The organism is Rhizobium moroccans, assembly GCF_057559155.1.
In genome coordinates this window covers 17,951-32,112 of sequence record NZ_JBHFJG010000048.1, presented here as the reverse complement: position 1 = coordinate 32,112, position 14,162 = coordinate 17,951, and the positions used below count along the sequence as shown (strand labels likewise).

The following is a 14,162-nucleotide window of genomic DNA, read 5'->3' as shown; positions in this document are numbered from 1 at the left end:
GCACAAGGCCGAGGATGACGGGAGAATTCGCAACGGCTTTCAGCGATCCGAGCCGATATCCTATCGCTGCTTGGCGATTTGCGAGGCTTCCACGGCGGGCGCCGCATTTCCCCAACTGTTGCGGACATAGGTCAGCACGTCCGCCACCTGCTGGTCGGAGAGCCGCCAGCCGAGCGACGGCATGGAGGGGGACGTCCGCGCCTCCGCTGTATGCACCGCCTGGCTGCCGTTCAGCACCAGTCTTGCCAGCGTTTCGGCGCTCGGCTGCTGGACGATCGCGCTTCCGGCGAGTGCCGGGAAGAGCTGGCGCGCGCCCTTGCCGTCACCGCCATGACAGGCCGAGCAGGTGTCGTGATAGATGGCGGCGCCCGCCGTCATGTGCGGATCGCTCGCCGCGATCGGCTGCGGTTTTTCCGTGGGGCCGCCCTCGGTGCTCTTGAGGTATGTGGTGATCGCCCGCAGGTCGCCCTCCGTCATCTGCGAGGTCGAGGCCGTGATGGCTTCCGCCATGGGACCGGATGCGATCGTATGCGAATTCGCCCCGGTCTTTAAGTATTGCACGAGCTCGTCGTCGCTCCAGCTTCCGATTCCGATATGCGGATTGCCGGTGATGTTCGGCGCATACCATCCCTGAAGCGAGCCGCCCTGCAAGACCTGATCATTCTTGTCGGCGCCGAGGAAGGTCTTCGGCGAATGGCAGGTGCCGCAATGGCCGGGCCCCTCCACGATATAGGCGCCGCGGTTCCATTCGGGAGACTGGTTCGGGTCCGGCTTGAACTCGCCGCCTGAGAAATTGATCATGTTCCAGCCGAGCATCGAAAGCCGGATGTTGAACGGGAACGGCAACTGGTTGGCCTCGACCGGATTGAAGACCGGGTCCACGGTTCTGAGATAATACCAGAGGTTGGAAATGTCCCGGTCGCTCATCTTGGTATAGGCCGGATAGGGCATGGCCGGATAAAGCCGTTTCCCCTCATGGCCGACGCCGGTCTTCATCGCCCGATGGAAATCCTCTTCCGACCAGTTGCCGATGCCGGTCGCCTTGTCGGGCGTGATGTTCGGCGGGATCAATTGGCCGAAGGGCGTTTCGAGCGGCAGGCCGCCGGAGAGCGGCTTTGCCCCCGGCGCGGTGTGGCAGGCGGAGCAATCGCCGAGGATTGCCTGATAGCGGCCGCGGATGATCTTGTCCGCCAGGTCCGGAGCCTGCGAGAAAGCCAGCCCCGCCGAAAGGGCGGAAGCGACGAGCGTGAGGGAAAAGACGATCTTCTTCATGCCGACACCAGAGGCTGACCCGGATTGCGGAGATATTGCTGACGGATGGCATCCGCCGCGTGGAATGCGAGCGCGCCCACCATGCCGGTCGGGTTCTTTCCGGCATTGTGCACAAAGGCGGAGGCGCCGACGACGAAGACGTTCGGCACGTCCCAGCTCTGCAGGTACTTGTTGACGGCGCTGGTTCTCGGATCGGTCCCCATGATTGCCCCGCCGGTATTGTGGGTGCTCTGGTAGGGAACCGAATCCCAGCCCTTCTTCCGGCGGTTGATGACGTATTGCCGTCCGCCGAAGTTCTTCGCGATCTCCTCCATCCGGTCCGAGATCCAGTTGGACATGCGGATGTCGTTGTCCGGAAAATCGAAGGTGATGCGCATCAACGGCCGCCCGAACCGGTCCGTATAGGTGGGATCGAGATCGAGATAATTGCCGCGGCTCGGATAGCTCGACCCCTGGGAGGAGAAGCCGAGCGTGCTCTTGTAGGCCGAAACGGTCGCCTTCTTCCATTCCGAGCCCCAGCGCGGCGTGCCGGGCGGCGTTGGGCGGGTCTGGATCGGACGGCCGTTCGACGGGATGCAGTTGATGCCCGCGCCGCCCACAAAGTCGAGCGGGCCGTGATCGAAGGCATCGCCGTTGAAATCGTCCAGCGACTGACCGAGCGCACCGGCTGCGACGAACGGATTGAAGTTCTTGTCATCGAAGAATATCTGCGCGCCGGAATTGGTCTGATAGCAGTAGTTCCGCCCGACCGTCCCCTCCTCCGTGTTGGGGTCGTAGATCCGTCCGATGCCCGACAGCATCATCAGGCGGACGTTGTGCAGGCCATAGGCGCATAGCAGCACCATATCGGCGGGCTGGAAGAATTCCTCCCCCGAAGTGTCGATATAGGTGACGCCGCGGGCATTCTTCTTCGCGACATCGAGATCGACATGCAGCACTTCCGAGTCGGTGCGGACCTCGAAATTCTTCTTCCTCATCAGCACCGGCAGGATGGTGGTCTGCGCGCTCGATTTCGAATAGTTGGCGCAGCCGAAGCGTTCGCAGAAGCCGCACATGGTACACTGGCCCATGGCGATGCCGAGCGGGTTGATATAATCCTGCGAAAGGTTGGCCGAGGGCGTGGGGAACGGGTGGAACCCCATGGATTTCGTGACTTCGGCAAACAGCGTCGGCGCATAGGTCATCTGCATGGGCGGCAGCGGATAATCGCGCGAGCGCGGGTCCTCGAAGGGATTGCCGCCCTCCTGGATCTGCCCGTTGATATTGCCCGCCTTGCCGGAAATGCCGGCCAGATATTCGAACCGGTCGAAGGCGCCCTCGATCTCGGGACCGGTAATGCCCCAGTTCTGCAATCGCAAATCCGCGCCCCGGCCGGCTCCGTAACGCTCGTTGAGATGATCGACGATGCGGAAATCGCTATCCCAGAAGCGCCAGGTATGGCCGTTCCAGTGGACGCCGGCGCCGCCTACCCCGTTGCCGGGCAGGAAGGAACCGAAGTCGCGCATCGGCAGCGCCGTCTGCGAGGTGTCGTTGCGCATCGTGAAGGTTTCGACGATCGGCTGCAGGAAGAGATCGCGGCGGATGGCGTAACGCAGCTCGTCCTGCGCATAGCCGATGTTGAAATCCGTGGCGGTATCGCGCCAGGGGCCGCGTTCGATTGCGACGACGTCGAGCCCCTCCTCCGTCAGTTCATGGGCAAGAATGGAACCGGTCCATCCGAGGCCGACGATGACGACGTCCTTGCGGGGAAGAATGGTGGTCATGATGTTCTCGCTACCTGCTCATCCATTCCATCGAGCCTGCGATCGAAACCGGAGGCAGCGGATAGGGTTGGTTGTGTTTGGAGACGTGGTCGCGGTAGTCGTACCGCGCGCCGGGGAAGCCCAGCATCTTCCACGAGACCATGTCCTTGTTGCCGCCATAGATCGGATCGGCGAAGAAGCCCTCCGTCGTGTTGGTCAGCATGAGGTTGAAGAAGGTCTTGGAGTCCACGCCGTTCGGGAGCGTGATCTTGGCCTCCTCGATATCCTTGAGCGTGGCGTCCTGCTCTTCCGGGGGAAGCTCCAAGAACCGCTTGCCGCCCTTGTTCTCGCGGCTCCAGGCGTCGATCGCCGCAAGCCCGGCGCGATAGCGCTGCGCCGGCGTCGCCTCGTACTGATAGCCCTGGGTGGGTAGGCCGGGAAGGAAGGGCCCCTTGGTGTAGAGCCTGGTCGAATTGCCGTAATAGCCCGCAAGCTGACGATCTATGTAGACGACGCAGCCAGCCTCCCTGCCGCCGATCGAAAGCTCGTCCGCTGGGATCAGCCGGTCGACGATCGCCTCCATGGTGGCCGCCTCGTCCGGCGTGAAGAACAGCCAGCCGCCGGGCGTCACCGGCACCGGCGGATCAGCCGCGCGCGCCTCCCAGGGCAAGGCGCCGGAAATGCTGCGCGAAAGCGCCGGACCCGCGCTGCCGGCAAGAATGGTGAATGCGACGGAAGAGAGAAATTGGCGCCGCGTCGGGCGCCTAAGACAGTGTCTTTCCATAGGAAGACTCCCCCAAGGAAAATGCGGAGACGCGCCGGAGATGACGCGCACCGGTTCATCGAACCGAACGGTTCAATTTTCACCTAGGGCAGGAGTGGGAGTCGGCAAGGCTAAATTTGATAAATCGGAATCACACTCTCATTTCGCGGCAACGAACAAAGAACGACCCACGCAACCCAGCGGCGATAGACCTCGGCTCTACAGCCGTTCCGCCCAGGCATGTCCGGGATGAAGCGCATCGAGGCAGGCTTTCAGCCAGACCCGTTCCGGCGCAGTCAGCCTCCCGTGCGCGTTGTCGAAATCGACCTCGTCCTTCGCACGCCGATACTTCGCCTTGAACAGCAGGATCGCGGCGGGCTTCAGATAGGGAATGCCATCCGCCGTTCTCGCCACCATCTCGGCGCGAGGCGCGGATATGCGCGCGTCCCTCTTGTAGACCCACATCTCGGGCGTCCCAGGCTCGATCATCATGTCGGCCCGCCAGCGGCGTGCGGCGACATCCTCGCACCATATCTGGAATATATCCGCCGGCGGCTGTTCGTCCGACGGCAGATAAGTGACGACACCGTCTCCGACCGCATGGAAGCGCATGCCGCCGCTGAGACATTGCCGGAAGATGTCGACATCTTCGCGCAGGACGGCGAATTCCAGGTCCTCGTGATCGCGGGTCTGGCGGCCTTGCCAGAGGTCGAGGGCCCATCCTCCGACGATGCACCAGGGCTTTGCGGTCGCGCCCAACCGCTCGGCCAGTTCGGACGGATGCCAGGCGGACCATGCGCCATGATCCAGCTGCGAAGACGGCGTCATGAACCCGTTTCCGCCCTTGCCTTCCTGTTCACCATATAGACGCCGGCGACCACGATCGCGGTGCCGACGATCATCGGCAGCGTCAGCGGTTCGCCGAACAGGATGGCGGCTTCGATCGCCACCACCGGCGGCATCAGATAGATGAGCGAGGCCGCACGCGAGACCTGCCCCCGGCGGATGAGATAGAGCAGCAGGCCGACCGCGCCCATGGAGATGCCGAAGACCGACCAGCCCATGGCGGCGATCGCCTGGTGGGTCCAGTCGAAGCGCAGGTTTTCCAGCGCGAGCGCCAGCGGCACAGTGACGATCAGTGCGCCGACGAATTGCAGCGTCGCGATCGTCAGGAGATCGCCTTCCTGCAGGTGGCGCTTCTGGTAGAGCGTGCCATAGGTGACCGAGGTCATGGAAACGAGATTGATGAGCACAGGGAAGGCAAGTCCCGCCAGCCCGCGGTCGAAGACATCGAGAAGCTGCGGAGAAATGGCGATCATGATGCCTGCGAAACCCAGCACGAGACCGATCTTCTGGACCGGCTTCAGTCTTTCACCGATGAGAAACGGCGCGGCCATTGCGGTCAGCAAGGGCTGGAGCCCGGCGATGATGCCGGAAAGCCCGGCCGGAACGCCCTGCCCGATCGCATACCAGACGCCCGACAGATAGAGCCCGTGCAGAAAGATGCCGGAGACGACCGCATGGCCGATCTGGCCGCGCGTCTTCGGCCATTTCGCCTTCACGACGAGACAGACCGCCAGGAACGCGATGGCCGCCAGCGTATGGCGCACGACGAGAAAGGTCAGCGGATCGGCATGAGCCGCCGCATATTTCGCGACGATCCAGCCCGTGGACCACAGAAAAACGAAGAGGGCCGGAGCCAGGCGGTCGATCATGATGGGATTCCGGCGCTGGCCGTTTGTCAGGAGAGTCGCTTGATTAGCCGCGAGCAGCATTCCGCGTCAAAGCAGAAAAACTGATCGATAGGATGAACAGCGTTTGAACAGCGCGCGCGGGCAGTTGATGATTTCTGAGGCATGGCCGGGACCGGCATCCTTCAAGGGAGATACCCGACGGACAGGAAACCGTGAGCAGAAAGTATTTGCGGCAACGCTTTTGAAGTTTTCGGAAACTTTCCCGGCAATTGCGCACGGTTCTTGCATTGCTCCTCGCATTGTACTTTCATGGCGTAAAAAGGGGAACGCGCCTTTGGCATTCGATGAAATGTTGACTGCGGAAAACCTTCCGCGAGAGCCGTACAAGACCTATCACGAATGGTATGCCGGCCAGGATGCGGCACACCTGATCCGCAAAGCCCAGGATGCGGAGAACATCTTCAGAAAGACGGGCATCACCTTCGCGGTCTACGGACACGAGGAAAGCGCCGAAAAGCTCATCCCCTTCGACATCATTCCCCGCATCATTTCCGGCCGCGAGTGGCGAAAGCTGGCGCAAGGCATCGAGCAGCGGGTGCTTGCGCTCAACGCCTTCTTGGACGACATCTACCACAAGCAGGAGATCATCAAGGCGGGCCGCATCCCGCGCGAACTGATCGAGAAGAACTCCGCCTTCCTGCCGGAGATGATCGGCTTCAAGCCGCCGGGCGGCGTCTATACCCATATCGTCGGCACCGACATCGTTCGCACAGGAGAAGACCAGTTCTTCGTGCTGGAGGACAATGCCCGCACGCCTTCCGGAGTCAGCTATATGCTGGAAAACCGGGAAACCATGATGCAGATGTTCCCGGAACTCTTCACCCAGAACAAGGTGCAGCGCGTGGAGGATTACCCGCGGCTGCTCCGCCAATCGCTGGCATCGCTGGCGCCACCCGGCTGCAAGGGGCGCCCGCGCGTGGCGGTGCTGACGCCGGGCATCTACAATTCCGCCTATTACGAACATTCCTTCCTCGCCGACCAGATGGGCGTCGAGCTGGTCGAGGGCGGCGACCTGCGCGTCATCGACGGGCGGGTGAAGATGCGCACCACGCAAGGCTATGAGGCGATCGACGTGCTCTACCGCCGCGTGGACGACGATTTCCTCGATCCCCTCACCTTCCGGGCAGACTCGGCACTCGGCATTCCCGGCATCATGGATGTCTACCGCGCCGGCAACATCACCATCGCCAATGCGCCGGGCACCGGTATTTCCGACGACAAGGCGATCTATTCCTACATGCCCGAGATCGTCGAGTTCTATACCGGGCGAAAGGCGCTTCTGGAGAACGTGCCCACCTGGCGCTGCTCCGAGCCCGACAGCCTCAAATACGTGCTGGAGCATATCGGCGAACTGGTCATCAAGGAGGTGCACGGCTCGGGCGGCTACGGCATGCTGGTCGGCCCGACGGCGACGAAGCAGGAACGCGCCGATTTCGCCGAAAAGCTCGCTGCCAAGCCGGGCAACTACATCGCCCAGCCGACGCTCGCCCTTTCGACCGTGCCGATCTTCGTCGACAAGGGCATCGCTCCCCGCCATGTGGACCTGCGCCCCTATGTCCTCGTCTCCGACAAGGTGAAGATCATTCCCGGCGGGCTGACCCGCGTAGCGCTGAAGCAGGGCTCGCTGGTGGTCAATTCCAGCCAGGGCGGCGGCACCAAGGACACCTGGGTTCTGGAAGATTGAGGGCGTAAGCATATGCTGGGAAGAACCGCAAACGGCCTCTACTGGATGTTCCGCTACATCGAGCGGGCCGAGAATATCGCCCGCCTCGTGGATGCGGGCCTGCGCGTCTCGCTGACCCGCACCGGCACCGGCGACGAGGATTGGGACGGCGTGCTCCACAGCGCCGGCGTGCGCGATGCCTATAGCGAGGTCCACGATACCGTCACCGCCGCCAATGCGACCGATTACCTGCTGCGGGACCAGGCCAACCCTTCGAGCGTCATGTCCTGCATCGAGGCCGGCCGCAACAATGCCCGCATGGTGCGCACCGCGCTGACGCGCGAGACCTGGGAAGCCACCAACGAGTGCTGGATCGACCTCAAGGCGCGGCTTGCCCGCAAGGTCAAGGCGGCCGACCTGCCCGAACTGATCGACGTCATCAAGCACCGCTGCGGCCTCATTCGCGGCGCCTTCCACGGCTCGATGCTGAGGAACGAGATCTATAACTTCTCGCGCATCGGCACCTTTATCGAGCGGGCCGACAATACGAGCCGCATCATCGACGTGAAATACTATGTTCTGCTGCCCTCAGTCGGGCAGGTCGGCTCGGTGCTCGACAATATGCAATGGGAATCGATCCTGCGCTCCGTCTCGGCCCATCGTTCCTACGGCTGGGTCTATGACGGGGAATATCACGCCGCCAACATAGCCGACTTCCTCATTCTCAAGGTGCAGATGCCGCGCTCGCTGGCCTATTGCTACGAGAAGATCGTCGGAAACCTGGCAAATCTCGCCGACGACTATGGCGAGCGGCTGACGGCGCACGAGACCGCCGATGCGATCCGCACGACCCTGAAAGCCGGGTCGATCGGCGAGATCATGGACACCGGCCTGCACGATTTCCTGCAAAGCTTCGTCAGCCGCAACAACCAGCTCAGCGCCGAAATCTCCGAAGGCTACCGCTTCTACCAATAGGTCAGGATCAGCGTCCATGCGGCTGAAAATCTTGCATACGACGGAATATCTCTACGACGCGCCGGTGCCCTATTCGCTGCAGCGCCTGAGGCTGACGCCCGTTACCGGTCCGGGCCAGAAAATCATCGACTGGTCGGTCGCCGTCGATGGCGCGAAGATCGAAACAGGCTATGCCGACCAATACGGCAATCGGGTCGAACTCGTTTCGGCCGAAGGCACCGAACACATGATCCGCATCGTCGCCGGCGGCGAGGTGGAGACCGAGGACCGTGCGGGCGTCTACGGCTACCATCAGGGCTTCTGCCCGCTATGGCTCTTCCTGCGGGAGACGCCGCGGACAAGGCCGGGCAAGCTCATTCGCAAACTGGCGGGAAGTCTGAAGGGCAACAGCGAGCTCGCCAGGATGCACGCGCTCATGGAGGCGATCCACGAAACCGTCGCCTACACGCCGGGCACGACCGACACGGAAACCACCGCCGAGCAGGCGCTGGAGGCGAGAACCGGCGTCTGCCAGGACCACGCGCATATCTTCATCGCCGCCGCCCGGCTCCTCGATATTCCGGCCCGCTATGTCTCCGGCTATCTCCTGATGGACGGCAAGACCGAGCAGGTCGCCACCCACGCCTGGGCGGAGGCGCATGTACCGGGCCTCGGCTGGGTGGGCTTCGATGCCGCGAACAAGATCTGCCCGGACGACCGCTACGTGCGGATCGCCTCGGGCCTCTGCTATCGGGATTGCGCGCCCGTTTCCGGCCTTCGCATCGGCACGGCCGGCGAAAACCTCAGGGTTTCGCTGACGGTTTCTCGGAAGCAGGGACAGAGCCAGACACAGAGTTAGTCGACGGGCCTGCCACGACATAACTCTCCCGTAGAGGAAGTCCCGAAGCTTCCCGGATGACCTCCCATTCCGACGGATCGATCGCCGGTGCGAATGGGTCCTAGTAATAGAGCACAGAAGTCTTCGCAGCATCCAAAGGCCCTTGATGGGCTTGTCGTTATTGTCAGACATTAGCGCTCTCCAGGTGGTCTGAAATGTAGTTCACTCTAGGTTGCGTGAATTGGCAAGCTCTCTACCTTCTCCCCACCGGCGAGAAGTGCCGAGCGAATGCGAGGCGATGAGGGGGTGCGCACACGGCAAGCTCCAACATTCTCTATTTGGCTCTGCCCCCTCATCTGCCCTTCGGGCATCTTCTCCCCAAGGGGAGAAGATAGGAGTTCGCCTCACCACCACTCCCGAGCCCGCAAGCCCCGCGCCATCTCCGCATGCTCTTCTCGCCGGAAGGAGGATGATCCATGCTGTTCGGGCAATCGGTCTTCCAGTCGGTGCTGACGCGACTGAAGGAAGAGCGGGCGGAAAATGAGAACGAGGAGAATGAACCGAGCTTCCGGATAAAGGGGCTCGGCACCGGCTTCGTTGCCGAAACGGTCGAGGGACAATCGGCGGCCGCGGGCAAAATCGATGCCTATCTCGCCTTCCTTCCCGAACGGCAAGCGGCAGCCGATCCGCTGCCGGAACCGGTAGCCGAAGAGCCCACACCTCCTCCGGCGCATCTCCTGCGCCTGAGCCCGGAGGAGATCGCCGCCGACCTTGCGCTCGGGCCGGACGAAACCACCGCCACGCTTGCCGAAAAGCGCCGGCTGTTTGCGAGGGCAAACCACCCCGACGGCGTGCCGGAAGAACTTCGCGACAATGCGAACATTCGCATGAAGATCGCGAACCAGCTGATCGACAAGGCGATCAGGGAGCTTTCCCTGCGGTAGTAGAAAGAAATGCCGTCACCCCTGTTCCCCGGGTTTAACCCGAGGAACAGGGGTGACGGGGCACCCATTTACTCCCGCCCTTCATCCACGGGCTTCTCCGCCGGCGGAGGCCGTTTCTCGATGAAGAGCTTGTAGGTGGCATAGGCGCCCAGCGCCCCGACGATGACGCCCCAGAAGGGTTCGCCGCCGATGAATTCGATGATCGCCCAGACCCAGCAGACCGCCGGAATCAGGATCCGCCGCCAGAGCGGTTTGTAGAAAGGATGGTCCGGATCGATCATGGCGTCATTCCCCTGCGGCCTGAATATGCGGTTTCGTAGCGATGATATCCTGGTCCGCGATCGAAAAAGCAAGGTTGAGATGGCCTTCGAATACCAGCGAAGGCTCATCCGGCACGACGGTCAGGCCCGGCATGCCGCCAAGCCGCACCACCTGGGTCTGGGAAAGCCCCTCCTCTATGCCGGCCTGCAACAGGTCCTGGTGCCGGGTGCCAGGCCCCGTGATGAAGACGGGCATATGCCCGTGCAGGCTCAAGAGCCGCGAAATCCCGTTGCCGAGCGCAATCCCGGCCTGACGAAAGGCGAGCTGGGCCATCCGTCCGCCCTGGCGCGCGCGCGCCGCGATCTTGTCGATCTCGCCAAGCGGCACGAACTTCGCCGGAATGGTATCGACCGGCACTTCGAAGGCGGTGCGCAGCACCGCGTAGAACCCCGCATAGGCCTCGATGCAGCCGCGCGCACCGCAGCGGCAGAGCGCGCCGTTCGGTACATGCAGCATGTGCCCGAAATTGGGAGCCGATATCTCGTTGCCGCCCGCCGCAGTCGTCCGCGCGATGCCGAGACCGATACTGTGGCCGAGCGAAAGCGCAGCGAGCGTGGATGCGCCGCCTTCGCGGCGCGCCTCGCGCTCCAGAAGCGCGCCGGCCACCAGCAGCGTCTCGTTGTTGAGGATCACCTTGGCATTCCAGCCCGACCCGATCGCCGTCGCGAAATCCACCGCCTGGCTCCCGAAGACCGGCGACCAGACGAGCACCGGCTCGCTTCGATGCGGAAGTCCCTTGCTGCTGATGGAGACGATGAGAACGCTGCGCCGATCAATTCGCGAGCGCGCGGCCGCCCGCTCCAGCGCCGCCGAGATCGAGGCGATGAAGGCCTCCGTACCGCCCTCCCCGCGCGGCTCGGTGAAGCGGTCGAGCAGCGTTCCCGCATAATCCACCAGCGAATACTGGATGGAGTCGGACGAGATGATGACGGTGACGAGATAGCCGCAATCACGCCGCTGGCTGAAGAGCACGCGCGGCCGTCCGCGCCCGCCGGCGGACTGCTGCTCGATCTTCTCGATGATTCGCCCCCGCTCGAGTTCGGCGGTGATGGCCGAAACGGTGGCGGAGGCGAGACGGGTGGCGTCGGCGATCTCGGTATGCGCGAGCCGCCCATGGCGCCGCAGGGCCGAAAGCACGAGCGCGCTGTTCTGCTGCCGGACCAGTTCCGTGCTCGATTTTGCCAGCATTCCTTCGCGCGGGGTGGCCCGCTCCTTATCCTCGCTCCCCTGTCGATACGGCAGCGCCTCCTCCACGACAAGCACCGATTGACAGCTTTCAAAATCTCTGACATCTAATTTCTCGACTGTCGAGAAAAAATCTTGGACAGCAATCTGGGCGGGGGGAGAGCTCGGAGGCTTCAAGGCCCATCCGCCGTCATTCGGGAGGACATTATGAACGCTTTCGTAAAGCTGATGGCCGGCGCGGCCGTCTTCGTTTCCATGCAGACCGCAGTCATGGCCCAGGAACTCGTCGTTGGCGTTTCCTGGTCGAACTTCCAGGAAGAACGCTGGAAGACGGATGAGGCCGCCATCAAGACGGCGCTGGAAGCCGCCGGCGCGAAGTATATTTCCGCTGACGCCCAATCCTCGGCCGCCAAGCAGCTCACCGATGTCGAATCGCTGATCGCCCAGGGCGCCAACGCGCTGATCGTGCTGGCACAGGATTCCGACGCAATCGGCCCGGCGATCGAGAAGGCGACGGCGGAAGGCATTCCGGTCGTCGGCTATGACCGCCTGATCGAGAACCCGGAAGCCTTCTACATCACCTTCGACAACAAGGAAGTCGGCCGCATGCAGGCCCGCGAGGTCTTCAAGGTGAAGCCGGAAGGCAACTACGTCTTCATCAAGGGCTCGTCGGCCGATCCGAACGCGGACTTCCTCTTCGCCGGCCAGATGGAAGTGCTGAAAGAGGCCGTCGACGGCGGCAAGATCAAGAATGTCGGCGAGGCCTATACGGACGGTTGGAAGCCGGAAAACGCCCAAAAGAACATGGAGCAGTTCCTGACCGCCAACGACAACAAGGTCGATGCGGTGGTGGCTTCCAACGACGGCACGGCCGGTGGCGCGATCGCCGCGCTCGATGCGCAGGGGCTTGCCGGTTCCGTGCCGGTTTCCGGCCAGGATGCCGACAAGGCGGCGCTGAACCGCGTGGCGCTCGGCACGCAGACGGTTTCCGTCTGGAAGGATAGCCGCGAGCTCGGCAAACACGCCGCCGAAATCGCGCTGGCGCTTGCCGGTGGCAAGACCATGGACGAAATCCCGAACGTGCAGACCTTCTCCGGCGGCGCCAAGGGCGTCGCCATGAAGTCGGTCTTCCTGACGCCGATGCCGATCACCCAGGACAACCTGAACGTCGTCATCGAGGCTGGCTGGATCAGCAAGGCCGAGGCCTGCCAGGGCGTGAAGGCCGGCTCCGTCGCCGCCTGCAACTGAGGGTCTCGATCCTGAACATTCCGACGCCGCAGCTTGTGCCGCGGCGTCGGTTTTCGTCACTAGATGACGCGGCCGCGCTTTCGGAAAGCGGCTGAACGTCACGAGGCGCCGCCGCAAAGGCGCGCAGGACAAGGTGGGAACGGCAAGACATGGCCGATACGGTGCATACCACGACATCCAGCGGACCGAAGCAGACGGGGGGCAACCTCGTCGCACGCTTCTTCCGCGCAACCGAAATCGATACCCGCCTGCTCGGCATGGTCGGCGCATTGCTGATCATCTGGATCGGTTTTCACTTTCTCACGGGCGGACTGTTCCTGACGCCGCGCAACCTCTGGAACCTCTCGGTCCAGACGGCTTCCGTGGCGGTCATGGCGACCGGCATGGTGCTGGTCATCGTCACCCGCAACATCGATCTTTCGGTCGGCTCCATCCTCGGCTTCACCGGCATGATCATGGGCGTGCTGCAGGCCAGGCTCCTGCCGGAACTGCTGGGCTTCAACCATCCGGCCATCTGGATCGCGGCACTTGCCGGCGGACTGATCGTCGGCGCGCTCATCGGCATGCTGCACGGCCTCATCATCGCCTTCCTCGGCGTGCCCTCCTTCATCGTCACGCTCGGCGGCCTGCTCGTCTGGCGTGGCGCCACCTGGTTCGTGACGAGCGGCCAGACGGTGGCCCCGATGGACGCCAATTTCCGCCTGATGGGCGGTGGCGCGGAAGGCTCGATCGGCGCCACCTGGAGCTGGATCGTTGGCGTTCTCGCCTGCCTTGCCATCGTCGCGGCGATCATCAACGCGCGCCACCAGCGCAAGCGTTTCGCCTTTCCGCGAAGGCCGGTCTGGGCGGAATATGTGCTGGGTGCGCTCGGCTGCGCGATCGTGCTCGGCGCCGTCTGGATCGCCAATGAATATTACTGGCCGGTCAACATCGCCCGCCGCTATGCGCAGGCCAACAATATCGCATGGCCGGAAGGCGGGCTCTTCATCTCCCACGGCATCGCGATACCGGTATTGATCGCGGTCGCCGTCGGTATCGTCATGACCTTCATCGCGACAAGGCTGCGCTTCGGCCGCTATGTGTTTGCGATCGGCGGCAACCCGGAAGCGGCAGAACTCGCCGGCATCAAGACCCGCTGGGTGACGGTGAAGATCTTCATGCTGATGGGCACGCTCTGCGCCATCGCCGCGGCGATCTCGACGGCCCGTCTCAACGCCGCCACCAATGCGCAGGGCGAGCTCGACGAGCTTTATACCATCGCCGCCGCCGTCATCGGCGGCACCTCACTCGCCGGCGGCATGGGCACGATCGCCGGCGCCATGCTCGGCGCGCTCGTCATGCAATCCCTGCAATCCGGCATGGTGCTGCTCGGCATCGATACGCCGTTCCAGCGCATCGTCGTCGGCATGGTCCTGGTGATCGCCGTCTGGCTGGACACAGTCTACCGCGCCAGAGCCAAGTAACAGTAAGGAGCACTC

The 14,162-nt window shown here is 63.1% G+C and carries 13 protein-coding genes; 6 read left to right on the top strand and 7 right to left on the bottom strand.

Features of this window, described 5'->3' with window-relative positions:
- Positions 1-60 precede the first annotated feature (60 nt).
- The 5 genes from ACE04I_RS22835 to ACE04I_RS22815 all read right to left on the bottom strand — a co-directional run bounded on the left by ACE04I_RS22835 (position 61) and on the right by ACE04I_RS22815 (position 5,495).
- Positions 61-1,272: a c-type cytochrome gene (locus ACE04I_RS22835; protein ID WP_046794446.1), complete on the bottom strand. Its 1,212-nt coding sequence runs from the start codon at positions 1,270-1,272 to the stop codon at positions 61-63.
- The gene (locus ACE04I_RS22830; protein WP_046794447.1) at positions 1,269-3,035 is read right to left on the bottom strand and encodes a GMC family oxidoreductase; all 1,767 of its coding nucleotides are present in this window, start codon (positions 3,033-3,035) and stop codon (positions 1,269-1,271) included. The genes ACE04I_RS22835 and ACE04I_RS22830 overlap by 4 nt, the downstream gene beginning before the upstream one ends.
- Before the next feature lie 10 nt (positions 3,036-3,045).
- Positions 3,046-3,798: a gluconate 2-dehydrogenase subunit 3 family protein gene (locus ACE04I_RS22825; RefSeq protein ID WP_046794448.1), complete on the bottom strand. Its 753-nt coding sequence runs from the start codon at positions 3,796-3,798 to the stop codon at positions 3,046-3,048.
- Positions 3,799-3,996: 198 nt separating this feature from the next.
- Positions 3,997-4,605, bottom strand: coding sequence for a nucleotidyltransferase domain-containing protein (locus ACE04I_RS22820; protein WP_046794449.1), 609 nt, complete (start codon positions 4,603-4,605; stop codon positions 3,997-3,999).
- Complete coding sequence (locus ACE04I_RS22815; RefSeq protein WP_046795054.1) at positions 4,602-5,495, bottom strand: DMT family transporter; 894 nt, start codon at positions 5,493-5,495, stop codon at positions 4,602-4,604. The genes ACE04I_RS22820 and ACE04I_RS22815 overlap by 4 nt, the downstream gene beginning before the upstream one ends.
- Before the next feature lie 310 nt (positions 5,496-5,805).
- Between ACE04I_RS22815 and ACE04I_RS22810 the strand changes: the two genes are divergently transcribed.
- The 4 genes from ACE04I_RS22810 to ACE04I_RS22795 all read left to right on the top strand — a co-directional run bounded on the left by ACE04I_RS22810 (position 5,806) and on the right by ACE04I_RS22795 (position 9,930).
- Positions 5,806-7,215 (top strand): circularly permuted type 2 ATP-grasp protein, encoded by a 1,410-nt coding sequence (locus ACE04I_RS22810; RefSeq protein WP_046794450.1) that lies wholly within the window; start codon positions 5,806-5,808, stop codon positions 7,213-7,215.
- A 12-nt stretch (positions 7,216-7,227) separates the two neighbouring features.
- Positions 7,228-8,169: an alpha-E domain-containing protein gene (locus tag ACE04I_RS22805; RefSeq protein ID WP_046794451.1), complete on the top strand. Its 942-nt coding sequence runs from the start codon at positions 7,228-7,230 to the stop codon at positions 8,167-8,169.
- Between the two features lie 16 nt (positions 8,170-8,185).
- Positions 8,186-9,007, top strand: a complete 822-nt coding sequence (locus ACE04I_RS22800; RefSeq protein ID WP_046794452.1) for a transglutaminase family protein — start codon at positions 8,186-8,188, stop codon at positions 9,005-9,007.
- 455 nt (positions 9,008-9,462) lie between these two features.
- The gene (locus ACE04I_RS22795; RefSeq protein WP_046794453.1) at positions 9,463-9,930 is read left to right on the top strand and encodes a hypothetical protein; all 468 of its coding nucleotides are present in this window, start codon (positions 9,463-9,465) and stop codon (positions 9,928-9,930) included.
- A 68-nt stretch (positions 9,931-9,998) separates the two neighbouring features.
- Here ACE04I_RS22795 and ACE04I_RS22790 read toward each other — a convergent pair whose 3' ends face one another.
- Positions 9,999-10,211, bottom strand: a complete 213-nt coding sequence (locus ACE04I_RS22790; RefSeq protein ID WP_046794454.1) for a hypothetical protein — start codon at positions 10,209-10,211, stop codon at positions 9,999-10,001.
- Between the two features lie 4 nt (positions 10,212-10,215).
- Positions 10,216-11,439, bottom strand: a complete 1,224-nt coding sequence (locus ACE04I_RS22785) for an ROK family transcriptional regulator (protein WP_046795055.1) — start codon at positions 11,437-11,439, stop codon at positions 10,216-10,218.
- A gap of 204 nt (positions 11,440-11,643) precedes the next feature.
- On the opposite strand from ACE04I_RS22785, the gene xylF reads away from it, so the two are divergent.
- Both xylF and ACE04I_RS22775 read left to right on the top strand, forming a co-directional pair.
- On the top strand, positions 11,644-12,684 hold the full coding sequence (gene xylF, locus ACE04I_RS22780; protein WP_046794455.1) for a D-xylose ABC transporter substrate-binding protein: 1,041 nt from the start codon (positions 11,644-11,646) through the stop codon (positions 12,682-12,684).
- A 149-nt stretch (positions 12,685-12,833) separates the two neighbouring features.
- The gene (locus ACE04I_RS22775) at positions 12,834-14,147 is read left to right on the top strand and encodes a sugar ABC transporter permease (RefSeq protein ID WP_046794456.1); all 1,314 of its coding nucleotides are present in this window, start codon (positions 12,834-12,836) and stop codon (positions 14,145-14,147) included.
- Positions 14,148-14,162 lie beyond the last annotated feature (15 nt).

Bases quoted from the DNA above. Each gene is read 5' to 3' on its own strand.
- ACE04I_RS22785 (WP_046795055.1), bottom strand. From the start codon at position 11,439: ATGCTGGCAAAATCGAGCACGGAACTGGTCCGGCAGCAGAACAGCGCG.
- ACE04I_RS22835 (WP_046794446.1), bottom strand. From the start codon at position 1,272: ATGAAGAAGATCGTCTTTTCCCTCACGCTCGTCGCTTCCGCCCTTTCG.
- ACE04I_RS22830 (WP_046794447.1), bottom strand. From the start codon at position 3,035: ATGACCACCATTCTTCCCCGCAAGGACGTCGTCATCGTCGGCCTCGGA.
- ACE04I_RS22825 (WP_046794448.1), bottom strand. From the start codon at position 3,798: ATGGAAAGACACTGTCTTAGGCGCCCGACGCGGCGCCAATTTCTCTCT.
- ACE04I_RS22800 (WP_046794452.1), top strand. From the start codon at position 8,186: ATGCGGCTGAAAATCTTGCATACGACGGAATATCTCTACGACGCGCCG.
- ACE04I_RS22775 (WP_046794456.1), top strand. From the start codon at position 12,834: ATGGCCGATACGGTGCATACCACGACATCCAGCGGACCGAAGCAGACG.
- ACE04I_RS22820 (WP_046794449.1), bottom strand. From the start codon at position 4,605: ATGACGCCGTCTTCGCAGCTGGATCATGGCGCATGGTCCGCCTGGCAT.
- ACE04I_RS22795 (WP_046794453.1), top strand. From the start codon at position 9,463: ATGCTGTTCGGGCAATCGGTCTTCCAGTCGGTGCTGACGCGACTGAAG.
- xylF (WP_046794455.1), top strand. From the start codon at position 11,644: ATGAACGCTTTCGTAAAGCTGATGGCCGGCGCGGCCGTCTTCGTTTCC.
- ACE04I_RS22790 (WP_046794454.1), bottom strand. From the start codon at position 10,211: ATGATCGATCCGGACCATCCTTTCTACAAACCGCTCTGGCGGCGGATC.
- ACE04I_RS22805 (WP_046794451.1), top strand. From the start codon at position 7,228: ATGCTGGGAAGAACCGCAAACGGCCTCTACTGGATGTTCCGCTACATC.